Raw genomic sequence first — 17,166 nt, 5'->3', positions numbered from 1 at the left:
CCAGACCGCATGCTTATTCTACAACAAAGGGAGTTTTTTGTCCTTTTCAACGCTAAAGCTTTTTTCGCTCCACCGGCACAGCCGGTGGTTGTTTGAACAAAACTGAAGGGCTTGCCGCCTGCGATTCACAGACAACAAGCCCTTTCGGCTGCTTGATTATAATATTTGTCTAACTTTTGGGGGTCATTTCAAAGCCGCCCGATCTCTTATTCTTTTCATCACCTGTTTTCTGCTATTCCTGTATCCCTGATACGAAATACTATGGAGCAGCAAATCTATGTATTAATTTCTGCTTGAAGCAGCGCGTTTTCCACTGCCTTGAGGTATGCTTTCGAGGTAAGTGTAGCACCGCTGATGGTATCTACCTGAAGGGACTGCTTATGGATGATACTGTTGTAAAGCACATTCTCTTTTGTGTTTTTTCCTCCCGGGTCGGAAGAGTTCAATAATGCAATATTGGTGACCTTTCCGGAAGATATTGTGACCTGCACTTTGTTCGCCCTCCAACCATACATTCCTCCCTCATATTCGCCAACATAATTACCATCCTTTAGGTGATTAAAGTCAACGGCTTTAATGGGAATACTTCTTGCTTCTCTATGCTCTTTATTCAGACATACCCAGTATGATCCTCCCACCACACCCAACGCGGCAACTACAACAAGCGCAATAATCCCTGTCATTTTGCGTGTCCCCTTTCTGTTGGTCGAATTCTTATCTTTGCTTCTCATACCAATCTAATCCTCGCTTTCAATGAATCATTCTCAGTTCCACATTCGCACACGGTTGAAAACGACCTTTTAGTCCATGAGTGATATAAATGGATTCATTCGTATCAATCATGATGGCCTCGGCGCCCGGAAAGCTTTTTAAAAGTTCAATTCCTCGCTCTAACCCAGTTATAAACAATATTGTTGACAACGCATCTGCCATCATCGAATTGTCGGCAATTAGAGTGACGCTGATCAGCCCGGACTCAGAAGGGTACCCAGTTACTGGATTTAAAATATGGTGGTATCTTCTCCCGTCACGGCCGATAAAGTATCGCTGGTAATCTCCAGATGTAACCACAGACTGATTCTCTACGGAAACAACTCCGATTATTTCACCCTCCAATCTTGGGTGCTGAATACCGACTTGCCATAGGGAACCGTCTGGCCTTGTTCCAATCGTAGCTACATTTCCGCCAAAATTAGTATAAGCCGATAAAACACCATGTTTCTTAAAAGTCGCTATTATTTTATCGGCAGCAAACCCTTTTCCAATTCCGCCCAAATCAATGGATTGCCCCACGTGTTTTAATTTTACTGCACGATTCCTTTCATCCAACATTAAATCCTTATAATCCACCATATGAAGCGCCTTCTTCATGTTAGATGCGCTTGGCAGATTCAATGTTTCTCTGCTCTCATACCATAGAGCAGTCAAGGGTCCAATTGTTACATCAAAACAGCCCTGACTGCATTTTGAGAACTCAGATGCTCCGGATAACACCTCAAACGTTTCACTGCTTACTTGCTCTGCTTTTATTCCTGCAGAGCTGTTAATTCTGCTAATTTCGCTTTGCGGTATAAATCGGCTCAACATTCGATCTAATCGCACGGTTTCCGCTTCTCCCGCTTTAAGAGCCGCTCCTGCCTGTTCCCCAAAAACCTTATGAGTTATGACCGTACCCATACCAAAACTTGTGGACTGCTCATACAGATGATCATTCATTGGAGTTTTCACCTGCTTGCACCTGTAGCAAGCTTCCTTTATCGGGATGAGTCAGAAGAGAGTTCATGGTAAAATTGGCTAAATACTCAATCAACTGCGGAAAATATTGAATCCCAATCTCGTCCTTATGGGTTTCGATGACAACGAGCGATGAAAAAATGGCCATAATCATCTCTGCATCAATATCGCTCCTCATCTTACCATCAGACTGCCAACTTTTCACTATATCTATAAAGCTGTTAAAAAGAAAATCCACACTTTTCAGGCCATCCTCTTCCCGAAAGCTATTTTCTATCTTGCTAAACACCTCTCTGTTATACCATTCCCGCAAGATTGGATTTGCGTTCATACCTTCCAGGTTTCGTGACATCATTTCCTGAATAACCACAATTGGATTGGCTTGCAAGTCTATTGATTCCGTGATGCTTTTCTTAAGCTTCACATTCTCTTCATTGTAAATCTCAATAAAGAGTTTTTCCTTTGATGGATAGTAATTATAAAAAGTACCGGTAGCCATCCCAGCCATTTTCATTATTTCAGCAACATTTGTTTCCTTAAAACCCTTGGAACGGAACAATTCCTTTCCACAACGATAGATTTCGGATTTTTTATCCAACAACGATACCTACCTCCCTGATTCATTAATTCTTATTTTGCAATTCAGTTTACACATTACACTTACGGAAATAAAAAATATAAAACTTAAAATAACTAAATATGAATGAATTAAAATTTATTCATTCATATTGTAATGCTTCTCATTCGACACGTCAAGTAGGCGTACTAGTAATACATAAATTTATTTTTTCTATTTATTTAAAACAAGCTTATTCTTACAGCAGCAGGTAGCTGAAACAAATACTCAGAACAAAAAAAGCAGGCACACATTCACATCCGTGAAAAGGTGCCTGCTTTTCTGTTGTCTCTGGGTTCGAATACAAAGTGATAAACTCTGGGGACTGTGCTAAGATTAATCCGCTAGGGTGTAAGTTTCTATATTTTCAAAATCCAAAGTGACCATCGCCGTATCAAAGGTTATTTCAAAAAGAATCAGGTATTGCCCTGCCTGCTCTATGGTATCTTTATAATCCGGTATTTTCTTAATAAAGTGCTCGGCAATATCAAAAATAGTTCGGCTGCTTTTTTTCACGCATCCTTGGGCTTTAATATGTTCATTCCCTTGGTGGGGTATTGTTGTAAAAGAGATTTTGTTATTGCTTTCAAACTCCTTTACCTTTTCATTATCTGCAAAAGAAGTAAAGTAAAGCACTTCTCTTTCTTCGTCGTAGTAAAAATTTACAATTCTCACATTCGGCTGATTCTCTACACAAGTAGCCAATGCAATTTCAGATTGTGTAGCCATTAAACGGGTAAATTCTTTTTTTGTATCCATATTTTATCTCCTGTCATATTTATTATAATTAGAGTATAATAGAAATCGGTGTCAATTCATGAAACCAATTGAGAATCCATTTCGCATTAAGAGGTAAAACATGACAAAAGCAGAACGACTTAACGATATGCTCCTCTATCTAAACGATAAAAAATCATTTCATTTAAAAAACATCATGGAGCGGTACTCCATTTCAAAAAGCACCGCACTTCGAGATATTCAATCATTAGAAGAAATCGGTATGCCAATTTACTCAAAAATAGGACGAAACGGTTATTACGGGATTCTTCCCAATCGATTATTGTCGCCCATTGTTTTTACAATCGATGAGGTTTATGCACTGTATTTTTCCATGCAAACACTAACTGCCTATCAGTCCACACCGTTTCATATGAGTATAGTGGAACTGAAACAGAAATTTGAATCGTGTATATCGGAAAAACGCAGGGAAGAACTGCGGAAAATGGAATCTATATTCCGCTTGGGAAATTATCAAAACAAGAAAGAATGCAGTTGCCTAAAAGACCTCTTACAAACGGCGATTGAAGAAAACGTTTGTAAGATCTCTTATCAAAAAGAGGATACGGAAAAATCGTATGATGTACAATTTTACGATATTCTTTCTGCATACGGACAATGGTATGCAACCGGATACTGTTTTCAATCGAGCAAGCCACAGGTTTTTCGATGTGATAAAATTCAGTCCATTCAGCTAAGTAAAGAGTATACCGCAAAACCACTAACTGAATTGATAGAATCTTCTGGTCAGCTATTGAAGCATAATGCTGCTATCCAATTTGAAGTCGGCATAACGACACAGGGAGCAGATTTATTTTACAAAGAGCATTATCCGTCCATGACCCTATACAGCGAAAATGGAGACTATTCTGTAAGGGGGGTTTACAATCCGGGGGAAGAAACGTTTATTGCCCATTATTTCAGCATGTACAGAGAAACAATTCTTTCAATTCAACCACCTGAATTAAAGCAATTAATAGTAGAAAGACTAGATGCTTTGAAAAATCACATTTCGTCTCTTCCAGAATAAGGATTCGAAGACTACTCCAGTAGATATTATCTGGTACGACTCACTATTACTGGCAGCCAAATGGCTGATACAGAACAAAAAAAAAGAGAACGCAAAATTGCGTTCTCTTTTTTTGTCCACGTATTTTTAGTTTAAGTGTTGTACTTTTAAAATTGTAATGAAGTAAAAGACTCATTTGTAAAAGCCATTTCATCTTCTATTGGAAAATCCAGAGAATTACCAGAACAATGATTGCAGGAAGTGCCTGCTTATAGAAAATAGATTTGCTGGATGTAGCCGCACCAAAAACACCTGCCACAATGATACATCCCAAGAAAAAGGAAGCAATGTAAATGTTCCATGGTGTCGTTTTGATGAGCATAGACCAAATCAATCCTGCCGCTAAAAAAGCGTTGTATATCCCCTGATTGGCAGCCATCCCTTTGGTGTTTTCTATAAACTCCGCACTTAAATGCGGAAAAAGTTTCGGGCCTTTACTGGTCCATGCGAAAATTTCCACCCACACAATAAAGAGCAGTTCTAACACAATAAGCCCAATAAAAACCATGCTAATTAATTGCATTTATTTACACATTCTCTCTTTATAAGCTTCTGGCAAACTCTTGAACCTTTTGCAAATCAGAAGAATTCCGTATACTCCCCTTTTCCGTCATACCGGGTGCTTTGATAATCCCTTTTATCTCCCACTTCAGATAAGAGCTAATAGACTTCAACTGGGCTTCTGCGGCCGCATAGACATTGTCCGCACCTGAATTTAGCAGCATTGCAATGGATTGAATATGAAAGCCTTTTTTCCCAAATGCATACATTCGGTCTATAAAACACTTCGTCTGTGCTGAAACATCAAACCAGAAAATAGGAGAAGCCAAAACCAGTAAATCAGCTACGTCCAATTCCTTTAAAATGTCGTTCATATCATCCTTCTGCACACATTCGCCATCATGAGAAAAACAATACTTACAGGCAAGGCAAGGCGCAACCTTTAACACACTCAGATTTTTTACTGTTACCGTGTGCCCTACTGTTCTTGCAGATTGTGCAAATACATCCGCCATAATTTCTGTATTTCCACCTTTTCGCGGACTACCAGTTACCACTAAAATATTCATAAATAATCCTCTACATCAATATTGAAAGGTAAATATTGTTTAATTTTCACCAGTTAGTTTTCTTAAAATCTTATCATTCATCTCTAAATAATGTAGGCTCTCTTCTTCCGTTAAAACATCTTTATAGCCGTTTTGAAGCTGATTCCAAGAAAAAACGATTTGCTCCTGCTGCTGCAACCCCTCTTCTGTTGCACACAGACAAACATTTTTCCCTTCCGTCTGCTTTTTCACATAACCCTTGCGCTCTAATTTATCTACCAAGCGCGTAATTGTAGATGGCGTTAGATGGAGCAGCTCTCCCACCTCTTTTTGCTGTACTTCACCCTTTAAATTGATGATATAGAGCAGAACGGCATGGCTGGGAGATAGCCCCGTTTTTTGAAACGCCTCATCCGCAAGTCTTCCCAGCTCGCGAGCCAGCTTGGTGGTAGAAAAAAACAGGCAACCATAAAGCCTGCTATCCGTACAATTTGAAAGCATATTATCATCCATATCAGCACCTCATTTGCACGTACAAATATAACAATTAAATCTTAGTTTGTCAATGACTCTATTCAAACACCCCATGGAAAGCACTTGATTCTTCATTACTTAATAAAATGCAAAAATAGACACACTCATAAAAAAGCACCCCATATGTTAGGCTATAAACAAACTGCCTAACAATGGGGTAGCAATCCAGAAGCTATCTTACTCCTGCTTTTTTAATGTAATAGGTGCAACTGATTTTACACAGAACAATCCGGCTATTTCTCAGTAATTGGTTCAAACACAACCAGCAATTCTTCTTCTGGAATAGCCAATTGCTTTATTTGCCCGGTACGGCGGTCAGCCGTAAGTGTGAAATTGTTTTTTTCACCACTGCCAAAAAACAACCCATCACCAGAGGTGGTCAGCGCGCCGTCTACCGAAGCAGCATCCAAGGATTTGAGCATCATGGGTATCATTCCCGTCTGCGGCAGGGCAAGATTATCCTGTGCTACCGTTATCCCCTGGTAGCTAACGGAAAGGATTTTATGATCCCACACCCATGTCATACCCTCAAGCTCCTGCGGTTCTATTAACGTAAGCTGCGCGCCCTGCCCGGCGGTATATTGAAGCTTGCAAACGTAGTTGCTTTTGCCCACAGATACATTGGCTTTCGACTCAAAGGTCATTACCGGATTTACCACCGGCTGTGTCAGCGAAGGAGAACACCCAGCTGCCAAAGCTGCCAAACAGATCAGGCAAAATAAAATGATAAGGAGACGGGCCGGTTTGCGCATGAAATCACCCTTATTGTTCAAATTCTGAAAACAGTAGGGGCTGCTCCTCAATTAAATCTGACGGAAGCATTCCACGCTGAGAAAGCCTCTTCGCACAGCGGTCCCCCGCAAGCCCATGCAGGAATACACCAAACACCGCCGCCCAGTAAGGCGGGGTTCCCTGAGCCGCTAAAGACGCTATCATACCGGCAAGTACATCTCCGCTCCCACCCTTTGCCATGCCGGGGTTGCCCGTGGTATTTATAAATACACGGCCATCCGCATTGGCTACGATGGTGCCAGAGCCTTTTAGAACAAGGGTTACGCCATGTTCCTGTGCAAAGTGTTTGGCATACTCCAAACGGTGCTTTTGTACTTGCTCGGTTGTGGAATGAAGAAGCCGGGCCATCTCCCCCGGATGCGGGGTAAGTACGACCGGCACTCTGACTGTTTTCAATATATCTATATTCTCAGCCAGGAGATTTATTCCATCTGCATCGATTACAAGCGGTACGGAGGTGCATGCTGCCACTCGCCGAAGTAGCGAGCGGGCAAAGGCTGAGGTGCCAATTCCGCAGCCAAGCAGAACAGCGGAAGCACCCAGCATTTTTTGATTGAGTAAAGCGGCACTTTCTTCACAAACTACGCCATTTTGCTCTTTTTCTAATAGTGTGAACACCGGCTCCACGAGCACACTAGCCATAACTGAATAAAGCTCGGCAGGAATTGCCATGTTAAGTAGGCCAACTCCACTGCGCAATGCTGCACGAGCCGCTAACATAGCTGCACCTGCCATTCCCTCGCTGCCGCAAACGGAAAGCAAAGTGCCATACGAGCCTTTATTGGTATTCTGCTCCCGTTTCTCAAACAGGAGAGATACATCCTTTTTTTCTATGGTAAACAGTGGAGTCGTTTCTTCATCAATCAATTGCTCTGAAATACCTACGGGAACCACCGTTACTTTCCCACAAAATCCTCTTGCCGGCTGAATGAGGTGGGCGGGCTTTAGCGCCGTAAAGCTTACGGTTTGAGCCGCTTTTACACAGCGGCCGGGCACTTCTCCTGTATTGCAAGCAACGCCGCTGGGCAAATCCAACGCCACTACATACGCACCAGAGGTTTCTACTGCATCGAGCAGTGGGTAAAGAAATTCAGGCAAACTACCGCGAAAACCAATCCCATACATTGCGTCCAGTATATAATCGGCTCCATAAATCTGTGTTTTTATTGCATTCGGTTCTTTACTCCAATCCAAAACCTCAATTTGTTCTATATCCATTTTATGATACATCTGTTTTGCTAATTCGGTTTCCGGCTCACCCTGTACTAAGACTACGCAAACCTGTGCACCCCAACCGAACAAACGCCGTGCGGCAACATAGCCGTCGCCGCCGTTATTGCCCTTTCCGCACAATATGACGATGTGCGCTCCGGCGGCTTTCTCCTGCAGTATTTGCGCTGCCCCCAAACCCGCGTTTTCCATGAGTGCGGGGTAGCTGGTTCCTGCCACAACTGCTTTTTCTTCCAGCACCCGCATGGCGCCGCTTTCGAATACCCTCATTGCTGTGACGCTCCTCTCCGATAACTGTAACGGACGCGTACCGGTCGGTATGTGTAGCACTGACTGTAAACTCCATATTGCGGGCCGCTTTCAGAGCCGCACCCTCCAAAAACAAAAAGGGCTTGCCAAGCTCATCCCGTAAAAGCTGTACTTCACTTAACAAAAAGCCCCTCACACCGGTACCAAGAGCTTTCGAAAAAGCCTCCTTGGCGCAAAAACTGACGGCTACACTTGCCGCCGGGAACCCACGCTCGGAAAGCTGCTCGTATTCTCGGCTACCCAAAATACGGCGGCAAAACCGAGGGTTGCGCATGGCGTGTTCTACCCGGGCAATCTCAACCAGATCAACGCCCACGGAAAGCATTTACAGATACCTGCCGGGGCAAAAACGGTTTGATTGCCGCCAGCATCCTTTCATTTGGGTTAAACACAACCAAAGTGTTTCCTGCATCCTTTAGATGCACGACAAAGTACCAAGCATCCGTACCCTCATCGTCTGCACCAACCATCATTCGGCTCGCAAAGGTTCTGTTTTGAAGTGCAGAGGCGTTGTAAAGACCCATCTCCTCTACAGATTTAAGGTCAAAGCCGCAAACCCGTTTGCGGCGGCTGCGGTTTGTAATTTGATCCACCGTAAAGTCCCCGTTGGTGGTGCTGTACTCAAATTCCAGATTTCTGGATGCGGCAACATAATAAATACCTACAAATACGCCTGCAACAATTAATAAGAGAAAGGGAATTAGAAAGGGCACCTGGGTACTTAGCGCCATTAATAATAGCCCAAAGACACTGGCTGCACCTATGATCATATAATCCTTACGCCCTTTTTTCTTCTGTAGTAATTGCTCAACAAAAACATCCATTCCGTCATCTCCCATTTCCCAACTCTTCAAGGATTTTTGTTCTTTTATGATACCATAATTTACACCATATTACAATTCATACCCGACTCTTTTGGTGGGGTTAGCACTGCCGCTTTGCCGATTTTGTTCAATTATGATATCATAACAATAACTTATCTATTAATTGATATTTGAATATAACTAAACCTATTATTTGGAATAAAAAGCATCTTCAATTATGATTCACTCTATAAGAAAGGAAACCATTTAAATGATAACGACTAAGCTTCAGCGCAAAGGCTACATAATGGAGGGAAACCCTTATTCCTTTGCACACGGATTAAACCGATACAAACAATTTTGGATTTTCCTAAGCGGATGCATGATCGGCTATATTGTAGAAAGCCTGTGGTGCTACGTTCGGCTTGGCCATTTAGAGAGCAGGCAGGGCCTGCTGTACGGCCCATTTACTCCTGTATACGGTCTGGGAGCTTTGCTCTTTACTGTGGCGCTGTACCGCATACGCCACCGCAATAGTATGATTATCTTCTTTTGCAGTATGTTTTTAGGCGGTGCTCTTGAGTACATCTGCTCTTTTTTACAGGAGAAGCTTTTCGGTACCATCTCTTGGGAGTATAGTGATTCTGCCTTAAACCTGCACGGAAGAACCAACCTTACTTACTCCGTGTTCTGGGGGATTCTTGGCCTTATTTTTATAAAACACACCTTACCCTCTCTTACGAGCTGGATTGAACAAATACCCAGCCGAGCGGGTGTTATTCTGACCCGTGTTCTTTTGCTTTTTATGGTGGTAAATATTGCACTTTCGGGCATGGCGGTAAAACGCCAAAGCATGCGGCAGGATGGAATTCCTGCATCCGGCCCTGTAACCCAATGGCTTGACCAGCAATATACAGACGACTACCTAAGAAAGGTATACCCCAATATGCAGCATGCACAATCCTAGTAAAAAATTCATTGACAAGATTAGCATATAAACATGATAAATCGATTCATTTTTTACTTGATTTTTGGTCTTTCAGTGCTTATAATAAACGATAAGCTGATTCAAAGGGGAATGGCGCTCAGTTGGGGAAACTGTGCGCTTTTTTCATAGAATATTTTCAATTTCACCTTTTCAATTTAACTTTAATGGTGTATAATTGTATAATATAACCAACATCCTTCCGTTTTTATTCGTATCGCTTATTCACCGTTCCCAGGTTTTAGGGAAATATGGCAGAACAAAATGAGAGATTGGAGTAATACTTATGATCAGAGAGTTTCATAAAGACGAGTTAGATGCCGTAATGCAGCTTTGGATGAACGCCATTACAAAGGCACACCCGTTCATTTCCAGAGAACATTGGCTGAACAAATATAGAACGGTTCGCAACGAACATCTCTCTATGGCTGAGACCGTTGTTTACGGTGAGCATGGCCGTTTAAAGGGTTTTGTCAGCATTTTGGAGGATAGTTTTATTGCCGCACTGTTTGTAGATGCAGACAACTGGAATCAAGGCATTGGTGCCAAGCTCATTGAGTGGTGCCAGGAAAAGTATACTCATTTGGAAGTAAACGTTTATAAGAAGAGTGAAAATACCGTTCAATTTTATACAAAGCACGGCTTTACGGTGGAGCGTGAGCAGAAAAACTCCGATACTGGCGAGCTGGAGCTTTTCATGACTTGGAAAAAAGACTAATTTACTATTCATAAACAAAAGAAAGAAGCCGCCCCTTCAAAAAGGGAACGGCTTCTTTTTCTATTTATAACAAATTTTATTCTTCTAGGCGGTATGTTACTACATCTGCAAGCTTTTTTCTTGGTCGCGGCATGGGTTCTTCATCGGCATAGCCAAGGGCAAGTGCAGCGGCAAGCTGAACACTGCTACCAATCCACTGGCTAAGTTCTGTGTATGCAAAAAAGGTATTGCAAACCCAAAGAGAGCCAAGGCCCAGCTCCTGTGCGGCAAGAAGCATATTTTCAATTGCCGCACCGATTGACTGCGTATTCGCAATCTCTGCAACCCGTTCCTCCTTGCTGATAGGAACAAATGGATTCCCCGATTCCGCATTCAGCACCAAAATAACAATCGGTGCCTGCTTTAAAATATTCAGCGTATTCCATGCGTCCGGTAGGGCGTTCCGATTCTTCTCTAACAAGGCAGCGTTCCCCTCCTGCTCCCGCACTAGCCCAGCCTCAAAAGAGTGGAGCATCTCCTTTTTGGCCTTACCGCCAAGCACAACAAAGCGCCACGGCTGCTTATTTTTACTGGAGGGCGCTTTGATTCCTGCGAAAAGTACCTGCTCGAGCAGCTCCATGGTTATTCCATCTTCTTTGAATTTACGAATACTTCTTCGATTCTCTATGCTACGCATCATTTCACAAACCTCCGGTTCTCTTTAAATAGTAAGAACTTCTATTATTATAGATTCCAGTCGTAACAATAATATGAAAAGATGCGCCTCTTCGGTTTGAGCCGAGGAGGCGCATTTCTTATTTCTCTACATAAGACTGGTGATCTAAAAACTTACGAACACGGAAGGTAGCCCCTGTTTCTTTGCACAGCTTTTCGCAGGCTAAGATTTCTTCGTGAGGCATATTATCCACAACAGTCATATACACCTTCGGAACATACATACCTACGGTTTTGGTAAACTTTAATATGGCCGGCAGTGCCTCCAGACCATATTTTGACCGACATATTTCATGGTACTTCTCCGGTGTAGCGGCATTCAGGCTAATGGAAACGCTGTCCAAAAGGCCGTCAAGCTCCGGAGCGGTAGAACGCCCATTGATTAAGTCGGAGAGGCCGTTCGTATTCAACCGTATGTTAACACAGCTTATCTGCCGCACCTGCTGGCATAACCAAACCAAGTCATCAAAACGACAGGTAGGTTCGCCATAACCGCAAAATACCAATTCCCGGTAGCTGTCTAAATCTTTGCTTTTTAATTGCTCCAAAACCTCTTCTTTGGTAGGCTCATGCTCCAGCCAAAGGTCTGCCTCACCCTCTTTCCGCTCGTTTAGAGAACGAACGCAAAAATCGCAGGCATTGGGACAGCGGTTGGTCATATTAACGTATAAATGGTCTTCTTCTACAACATAGGTGATTGTCAAATTGCATTACCCCTCAGAGATGATGTTAAACAATTCTTCTGCATTACGGCGGCCAGCCAGCAACACTTCCTCTGCCGTGATTCCACGGATCTCAGCAATACGCTGTGCGACATATTGAATCATAGAGGAATCACAGCGTTTCCCACGGAATGGCTCCGGCGCCAGATATGGTGCATCGGTTTCCGTTAACAGGCGGTCTAATGGAACTTCGCGAGCCACTTCTACGGCAACACGGGCGTTTTTAAACGTAACGACGCCACCGAGACCAATGTACATACCCAGCTTTACCACTTCACGCATCATTTCTACACTACCGGAGAAACAATGTACCACACCTCTGGGCTTGTGCCGGCTCAAAATCTCCATTGTATCGCCATGTGCTTCACGGTCATGTACTACAATAGGCAGATTCCTGCTCTTTGCCAGCAAAATCTGGTCTTCAAAAATTTTTCTCTGTACATCTCGCGGTGCCATATCGTCATAGTGATAATCCAGACCAATTTCTCCAATGGCTACTACCTTGGGATTTTTTGCCCATTCCTCGAGTTGACTGAGGTAGTCCGCTGGAAGACCCGCCACATTTTCCGGGTGGATTCCTACCGCCGCATAAATATAGGTGTACCGGGAAGCAAGCTCAAGCGCTCCCCTGCATCCGTCATAATCTGCGCCCATAGAGACAATATTGCAAATGCCTTGCTCTGGAAGGCGATGCAGAAGCTCGTCACGGTCACCTGCAAACGCCTCATCGTCATAATGGGCATGAGAATCAAATATCATTCGTTTCATTATCTTTTCCTTTAATGAATGCTGGAACCTGCGGGAATCCCATCCATCAACAATACACGCACATTGTCTTCTCCACAGTCTGCTGATAGAATCATTCCTTGGCTTTCTACACCGCACAATACGACCGGCTTTAAGTTTTTAACCAGAACAATGCTGTGACCAATTAAATCCTCCGGCTGGTACCATTTTGCGATGCCAGAAACAACTGTGCGCTCGCCAACACCATCATCCAGTGTGAATTTTAATAGCTTTTTTGCGCGCTTAATGGGCTCGCAGTGAAGCACCTTGGCAACGACCAGCTCTACCTTCATAAAGTCGTCAATGGTAATTTGTGCAATTCCCTCGGGAAGCTCTTTTTTCTCTTCCTTAGCTTGCTCTTTTGCTTCTTCCTGCACCGGAACAGTTGCGGGAATCAGCTTGTTCAGCTCTTCAATTTCCTTATCCACATCAATGCGGGGGAATAATGTTTCGCCTTTGCGAATAACTGCATTTGCCGGGAGAAGCCCCCATGTGGCAGCATTCTCATAGCCCAACACCTCTTGCTCTACACCGAGCTGTTCCTGAATTTTAGGAGCGGTATTTGGCACAAAGGGAGTTACAAGGATGGAAATTACGCGCAGCGCTTCGCACAGGTGGTACATGACGGATGCGAGTCTTGCTTTTTGGTTTTCGTCTTTCCCGAGCACCCAAGGTGCGGTTTCATCAATATATTTGTTAGTGCGGGAAATCACCTTCCAAATCTCTGTAAGTGCATTTGAGAACTGGTAGGAATCAATTGCTTTGTCGCACTTTTCGCGCAGGGTAATGACTGCCTGCTCCAGTTCCTCATCCACAGGTGCTTTCTCCTGCTCTGCAGGAATGATACCATTAAAGTACTTTCCAACCATGGCGGTTGTACGGGACACCAAATTACCCAAATCGTTTGCCAAATCAGAATTAATACGGTTGATGAGAGCCTCATTGGTAAAGTTACCGTCTGCACCAAACGGAATTTCACGCAGCAGGAAGTAGCGGATGGCATCTACACCGTAGCGGTCGCACAAAACAACGGGGTCAACCACGTTGCCCTTGCTTTTGCTCATTTTACTGCCATCACCAAACAAAAGCCAGCCGTGACCATATACCTGCTTTGGCAAGGGTAAGTCAAGCGCCATTAAAATAGCAGGCCAAATTATGGTGTGAAAGCGCACAATTTCTTTTCCCACAAAATGGACATCCGCAGGCCAATACTTGCGGTAATCTGTTTCATCCTCGGAGCCATAGCCCATCGCAGTAATATAGTTGGTCAGTGCATCCAGCCAAACATACACAACATGCTTCGGGTCAAAATCCACTGGGATTCCCCACGAAAAGCTGGTGCGAGAAACGCAAAGGTCATTCAGGCCGTTCTTAATGAACTGAATCATTTCATTTTTACGGCTTTCCGGCTGAATAAAATTCGGCTGTTCTTCATACAGCTTTAAGAGCTTGTCTGCATAGTTTGAAAGACGGAAGAAATAAGCTTCCTCCTCTGCCCACTTTACCTCACGGCCGCAATCGGGGCATTTGCCATCTTTTAGTTGGGTCTCCGTCCAAAAGGCTTCGCAAGGGGTGCAATACCATCCCTCATATTTACCTTTGTATATTTCGCCCTTATCATAAAGTGCGCGGAAAATCTTTTGCACGGCTTTCTCATGGTAATCGTCTGTCGTACGAATAAAACGGTCGTTGCTAATATCCAAAAGCTTCCAAAGATCTTGAAAGCCTTCTACAATCTTATCAACATATACCTTGGGAGTAATACCCTCTTTTTTTGCATTGTTCTCGATTTTTTGGCCGTGCTCATCCGTGCCGGTCAAGAACATTACATCAAAACCCTGCAGCCGTTTGTAACGCGCAATTGCGTCACTGGCAACGGTGCAATAGCTGTGCCCAATATGCGGCTGCCCAGAGGGGTAATAAATTGGAGTAGTAATATAAAATGTCTTTTTTTCCATAGAATCCATCCCTTTATCAAATTCAGTCTGCTTTTTTTGAAAATCTTCCCAAAAAGCGCAGCCGCCAAAACAAAAGCGGTTTTGAAAATCAGTATGTCAGTATCTTTTTCCTATTATACCATTTTGCGGTTAGAATTCAAGCCGAGCAGGTGGATTCTGCCTTTTGCAGCGGGTATAAATAGAAAAAATCAAGCCGCCTGTAACGGCGGCCTGTTATCCCATACGACATATTGTACTTTAGTGCGCTGCTTTGCTGGATTCCGTTTGCCCGCTGGCTTGTGAATTAGAAGAAGCAGCATCCGCAGCCGGTTTTGAAATATCTGCCGGTATAATCGGCGGGTTTTTCAAGATGGTAATTTCCACACGCCGGTTCTTAGCTCTACCCTCTTCGTTGTTATTGTTTGCAACCGGTGAAAAATGAGCGTAGCCCTCAATTGAGATTTTATCTTGCTTCATTCCGTAACCAATCATTCTAGTAACCACTGTGACGGCGCGCTCCGTAGAAAGCCGCCAAGAGGTTTGGTCACCAGACAACGTATGCGGCCCTACGTCTGCCGTATGCCCACTAAACGTAATGTGGTCTACACGGTCATACACTTTTGAAATCGCGTCCGACACCTCTTTGAGCACCGGTTCGCTTTCGGGCAGCATTCGGGAGCTGTCTGGAACAAACATCATCTTATCCTTCAGGTGAATTTTTACATATGTATTCGTATTCACCAAGCCAATTTGGTCCTCAAGATGATTTTTTTCCACATAAGACTGTAAAATGGAGTATACCTCATCCAAGGCATCCATCTTATTTGTTAGATTACTGGCGTTTGTTGCTTCGGTACCACTGCCGGTTCCAGCACCATTTCCGCTTCCGCCTGAACCACCACCGCCACCCCCGGTAGCATCACTGGTGACTGCACCCATTTGATGCCCGGCCTCCTCCGCCATTTTGGCAAACTTTTTCGCATCGATAGAACTCATCGAATACAGAATCATAAACAACGCCAAAAGCAGCGTGATCATATCCGAATAGGTGAGCAGCCATCTTTCATTGTTTTCTGGGGCTTCCGCTTCGCCCTTCCTTTTTCTTCTCGCCATAGCAGTTAATCTCCATGCATTAGTTATTGATGCCCTCTTTATACTTCTTATGGCCATTTTTGAACACATGATAGTAAAGGGACAACTGATTTTCCACGTCTCGTGCGGATTTACCGCTGGCAATCAGACACATGCCTTCAATCATCATTTCACGGTATACCTTTTGACGCCTTAAGTCTGTTTTCATTCGGTTTGCCATTGGAAAGTAAAAAAGGTTGGCAAACAAAATACCGTACAAGGTTGCCAGGAACGCTACACCGATAGAAGCCATCAGCGCAGCTGCGTCCGTCATATTCGAAAGCACCTGAATCAAACCCATAACGGTACCAATAATACCCAATGTAGGTGAAAAACCACCCGCAGAAAGGAACACTTCAATTTCCATGTTCTTTTTTACCATGTAGGTTTCCATATCTGCTTCCATGGTGGCTGCAATTTCTTCGGCGGGCTTCATGTCCAGCGTAAGAATCATACCCTCTTTGAGCGGCAGAAAGCTGTCGTCGCTAATGTCGGAATCATCCAGCATGGTTTGCAGTTTTAGAAGACCTTCCTTACGGCATGCATCAGCCATTTCGGACATTTTCTGAATCAGCTTTTCTGGATTTGGTGCATTCTTTGTAAAGACAGTATTGAGAAAAAACTTAAACGCTGCTCCAATCTCCCCTAATCCAAAGGAAAGAATAATCGCTCCCCACGTACCGCCAACAACGATAAGAAAGGGGGATGGCATAACCAAAGCGCTTAGAACGCCGTGTTCCAGCAAATAGCCCCCAATAATAGAGCCAAATGCTACCAGTACTCCAATAATTGTTGAAATATCCACTCTGTATCCTCCTTGAGTTTGACGATTGCTGAAGAATCAGAAACTCTCATTATGTATATCGGCAGAAGTCTCAAATATCTTGGTAAAATTATTTAAAATTATAAAATTTTCTTTTTATTTACAATTTTTTCAAAAATCTAACCATAAAACTCAAAAAATCTTGAATTTAGGGGTTGATTTTTAAATTAAAATAAGATATAATAACCAAGCATTCGAAAAGCGCAACAACTATAATTTGGACGATTAGCTCAGCTGGCTAGAGCATTCGCTTGACGTGCGAAGGGTCATAGGTTCAAGTCCTATATCGTCCACCAGCTAAAAACCGCATCAGACCGCCATTTGTTGGTAGTTTGGTGCGGTTTTTTATTTTTTTATTCCACGATATACTACGTTGTAATACGAGAAAATCAAATAAATGCAAGTCAACATGCAAGTATTTTAGGCAGTGTAAAATT

20 protein-coding genes and 1 tRNA gene are annotated in these 17,166 nt (G+C 43.3%); 4 read left to right on the top strand and 17 right to left on the bottom strand.

The window, feature by feature from the left end:
• Positions 1 to 275: 275 nt before the first annotated feature.
• The 4 genes from E7L17_RS13300 to E7L17_RS13285 all read right to left on the bottom strand — a co-directional run bounded on the left by E7L17_RS13300 (position 276) and on the right by E7L17_RS13285 (position 3,109).
• Positions 276 to 683, bottom strand: a complete 408-nt coding sequence (locus E7L17_RS13300; protein ID WP_316323623.1) for an FMN-binding protein — start codon at positions 681 to 683, stop codon at positions 276 to 278.
• Positions 684 to 750: 67 nt separating this feature from the next.
• Positions 751 to 1,716 carry an FAD:protein FMN transferase gene (locus E7L17_RS13295; protein ID WP_316323622.1) on the bottom strand — a complete coding sequence of 322 codons (966 nt, stop codon included), beginning with the start codon at positions 1,714 to 1,716 and terminating at the stop codon, positions 751 to 753.
• Entirely contained in the window at positions 1,709 to 2,335 is a 627-nt protein-coding gene (locus E7L17_RS13290) for a TetR/AcrR family transcriptional regulator (RefSeq protein ID WP_316323621.1), read from the bottom strand. The genes E7L17_RS13295 and E7L17_RS13290 overlap by 8 nt, the downstream gene beginning before the upstream one ends.
• Before the next feature lie 351 nt (positions 2,336 to 2,686).
• A complete protein-coding gene (locus E7L17_RS13285; protein ID WP_316323620.1) occupies positions 2,687 to 3,109 on the bottom strand; it encodes a pyridoxamine 5'-phosphate oxidase family protein in 423 nt (140 codons plus the stop codon).
• A 100-nt stretch (positions 3,110 to 3,209) separates the two neighbouring features.
• Between E7L17_RS13285 and E7L17_RS13280 the strand changes: the two genes are divergently transcribed.
• Positions 3,210 to 4,157: a YafY family protein gene (locus tag E7L17_RS13280; protein ID WP_316323619.1), complete on the top strand. Its 948-nt coding sequence runs from the start codon at positions 3,210 to 3,212 to the stop codon at positions 4,155 to 4,157.
• A 196-nt stretch (positions 4,158 to 4,353) separates the two neighbouring features.
• Here E7L17_RS13280 and E7L17_RS13275 read toward each other — a convergent pair whose 3' ends face one another.
• From E7L17_RS13275 to E7L17_RS13245, 7 genes are all read right to left on the bottom strand, one after another.
• The gene (locus E7L17_RS13275) at positions 4,354 to 4,719 is read right to left on the bottom strand and encodes a DUF1304 domain-containing protein (RefSeq protein ID WP_316323618.1); all 366 of its coding nucleotides are present in this window, start codon (positions 4,717 to 4,719) and stop codon (positions 4,354 to 4,356) included.
• Between the two features lie 19 nt (positions 4,720 to 4,738).
• On the bottom strand, positions 4,739 to 5,266 hold the full coding sequence (locus E7L17_RS13270; RefSeq protein WP_316323617.1) for a flavodoxin family protein: 528 nt from the start codon (positions 5,264 to 5,266) through the stop codon (positions 4,739 to 4,741).
• 39 nt (positions 5,267 to 5,305) lie between these two features.
• On the bottom strand, positions 5,306 to 5,758 hold the full coding sequence (locus E7L17_RS13265; protein WP_316323616.1) for a MarR family winged helix-turn-helix transcriptional regulator: 453 nt from the start codon (positions 5,756 to 5,758) through the stop codon (positions 5,306 to 5,308).
• Positions 5,759 to 6,012: 254 nt separating this feature from the next.
• Positions 6,013 to 6,531, bottom strand: a complete 519-nt coding sequence (locus tag E7L17_RS13260) for a hypothetical protein (RefSeq protein ID WP_316323615.1) — start codon at positions 6,529 to 6,531, stop codon at positions 6,013 to 6,015.
• A 10-nt stretch (positions 6,532 to 6,541) separates the two neighbouring features.
• Positions 6,542 to 8,020: an NAD(P)H-hydrate dehydratase gene (locus E7L17_RS13255; RefSeq protein WP_316323627.1), complete on the bottom strand. Its 1,479-nt coding sequence runs from the start codon at positions 8,018 to 8,020 to the stop codon at positions 6,542 to 6,544.
• Complete coding sequence (acpS, locus tag E7L17_RS13250; RefSeq protein WP_316323614.1) at positions 7,905 to 8,435, bottom strand: holo-ACP synthase; 531 nt, start codon at positions 8,433 to 8,435, stop codon at positions 7,905 to 7,907. The genes E7L17_RS13255 and acpS overlap by 116 nt, the downstream gene beginning before the upstream one ends.
• Positions 8,416 to 8,934, bottom strand: a complete 519-nt coding sequence (locus E7L17_RS13245) for a DUF6106 family protein (RefSeq protein WP_316323613.1) — start codon at positions 8,932 to 8,934, stop codon at positions 8,416 to 8,418. The genes acpS and E7L17_RS13245 overlap by 20 nt, the downstream gene beginning before the upstream one ends.
• 250 nt (positions 8,935 to 9,184) lie before the next feature.
• On the opposite strand from E7L17_RS13245, the gene E7L17_RS13240 reads away from it, so the two are divergent.
• Together E7L17_RS13240 and E7L17_RS13235 are read left to right on the top strand one after the other, a co-directional pair.
• Positions 9,185 to 9,880 carry a putative ABC transporter permease gene (locus tag E7L17_RS13240; protein ID WP_316323612.1) on the top strand — a complete coding sequence of 232 codons (696 nt, stop codon included), beginning with the start codon at positions 9,185 to 9,187 and terminating at the stop codon, positions 9,878 to 9,880.
• Between the two features lie 304 nt (positions 9,881 to 10,184).
• Complete coding sequence (locus E7L17_RS13235; RefSeq protein WP_316323611.1) at positions 10,185 to 10,616, top strand: N-acetyltransferase; 432 nt, start codon at positions 10,185 to 10,187, stop codon at positions 10,614 to 10,616.
• Between the two features lie 76 nt (positions 10,617 to 10,692).
• Here E7L17_RS13235 and E7L17_RS13230 read toward each other — a convergent pair whose 3' ends face one another.
• From E7L17_RS13230 to E7L17_RS13205, 6 genes are all read right to left on the bottom strand, one after another.
• Positions 10,693 to 11,295 carry a nitroreductase family protein gene (locus tag E7L17_RS13230; protein WP_410470675.1) on the bottom strand — a complete coding sequence of 201 codons (603 nt, stop codon included), beginning with the start codon at positions 11,293 to 11,295 and terminating at the stop codon, positions 10,693 to 10,695.
• Between the two features lie 115 nt (positions 11,296 to 11,410).
• Positions 11,411 to 12,034, bottom strand: coding sequence for a TatD family nuclease-associated radical SAM protein (locus tag E7L17_RS13225; RefSeq protein ID WP_316323610.1), 624 nt, complete (start codon positions 12,032 to 12,034; stop codon positions 11,411 to 11,413).
• A 6-nt stretch (positions 12,035 to 12,040) separates the two neighbouring features.
• A complete protein-coding gene (locus E7L17_RS13220; RefSeq protein WP_316323609.1) occupies positions 12,041 to 12,820 on the bottom strand; it encodes a TatD family hydrolase in 780 nt (259 codons plus the stop codon).
• Between the two features lie 11 nt (positions 12,821 to 12,831).
• Positions 12,832 to 14,796 carry a methionine--tRNA ligase gene (gene metG / locus E7L17_RS13215; RefSeq protein ID WP_410470674.1) on the bottom strand — a complete coding sequence of 655 codons (1,965 nt, stop codon included), beginning with the start codon at positions 14,794 to 14,796 and terminating at the stop codon, positions 12,832 to 12,834.
• Positions 14,797 to 15,033: 237 nt separating this feature from the next.
• A complete protein-coding gene (locus E7L17_RS13210) occupies positions 15,034 to 15,888 on the bottom strand; it encodes a flagellar motor protein MotB (RefSeq protein ID WP_316323608.1) in 855 nt (284 codons plus the stop codon).
• A gap of 19 nt (positions 15,889 to 15,907) precedes the next feature.
• The gene (locus tag E7L17_RS13205) at positions 15,908 to 16,711 is read right to left on the bottom strand and encodes a motility protein A (protein ID WP_316323607.1); all 804 of its coding nucleotides are present in this window, start codon (positions 16,709 to 16,711) and stop codon (positions 15,908 to 15,910) included.
• 237 nt (positions 16,712 to 16,948) lie between these two features.
• On the opposite strand from E7L17_RS13205, the gene E7L17_RS13200 reads away from it, so the two are divergent.
• Positions 16,949 to 17,025 (top strand) — tRNA-Val (locus tag E7L17_RS13200).
• Positions 17,026 to 17,166 lie beyond the last annotated feature (141 nt).

Source organism: Clostridium sp., from assembly GCF_032576335.1.
Lineage (GTDB): Bacteria > Bacillota > Clostridia > Oscillospirales > Acutalibacteraceae > Faecalispora.
This window is presented reverse-complemented; position numbering and strand designations above follow the sequence as displayed.

Bases quoted from the DNA above. Each gene is read 5' to 3' on its own strand.
- E7L17_RS13230 (WP_410470675.1), bottom strand. From the start codon at position 11,295: ATGATGCGTAGCATAGAGAATCGAAGAAGTATTCGTAAATTCAAAGAA.
- metG (WP_410470674.1), bottom strand. From the start codon at position 14,796: ATGGAAAAAAAGACATTTTATATTACTACTCCAATTTATTACCCCTCT.
- E7L17_RS13220 (WP_316323609.1), bottom strand. From the start codon at position 12,820: ATGAAACGAATGATATTTGATTCTCATGCCCATTATGACGATGAGGCG.
- acpS (WP_316323614.1), bottom strand. From the start codon at position 8,435: ATGCTTTCCGTGGGCGTTGATCTGGTTGAGATTGCCCGGGTAGAACAC.
- E7L17_RS13245 (WP_316323613.1), bottom strand. From the start codon at position 8,934: ATGGATGTTTTTGTTGAGCAATTACTACAGAAGAAAAAAGGGCGTAAG.
- E7L17_RS13295 (WP_316323622.1), bottom strand. From the start codon at position 1,716: ATGAATGATCATCTGTATGAGCAGTCCACAAGTTTTGGTATGGGTACG.
- E7L17_RS13265 (WP_316323616.1), bottom strand. From the start codon at position 5,758: ATGGATGATAATATGCTTTCAAATTGTACGGATAGCAGGCTTTATGGT.
- E7L17_RS13285 (WP_316323620.1), bottom strand. From the start codon at position 3,109: ATGGATACAAAAAAAGAATTTACCCGTTTAATGGCTACACAATCTGAA.
- E7L17_RS13280 (WP_316323619.1), top strand. From the start codon at position 3,210: ATGACAAAAGCAGAACGACTTAACGATATGCTCCTCTATCTAAACGAT.
- E7L17_RS13275 (WP_316323618.1), bottom strand. From the start codon at position 4,719: ATGCAATTAATTAGCATGGTTTTTATTGGGCTTATTGTGTTAGAACTG.
- E7L17_RS13235 (WP_316323611.1), top strand. From the start codon at position 10,185: ATGATCAGAGAGTTTCATAAAGACGAGTTAGATGCCGTAATGCAGCTT.
- E7L17_RS13260 (WP_316323615.1), bottom strand. From the start codon at position 6,531: ATGCGCAAACCGGCCCGTCTCCTTATCATTTTATTTTGCCTGATCTGT.
- E7L17_RS13270 (WP_316323617.1), bottom strand. From the start codon at position 5,266: ATGAATATTTTAGTGGTAACTGGTAGTCCGCGAAAAGGTGGAAATACA.
- E7L17_RS13240 (WP_316323612.1), top strand. From the start codon at position 9,185: ATGATAACGACTAAGCTTCAGCGCAAAGGCTACATAATGGAGGGAAAC.
- E7L17_RS13210 (WP_316323608.1), bottom strand. From the start codon at position 15,888: ATGGCGAGAAGAAAAAGGAAGGGCGAAGCGGAAGCCCCAGAAAACAAT.
- E7L17_RS13300 (WP_316323623.1), bottom strand. From the start codon at position 683: ATGACAGGGATTATTGCGCTTGTTGTAGTTGCCGCGTTGGGTGTGGTG.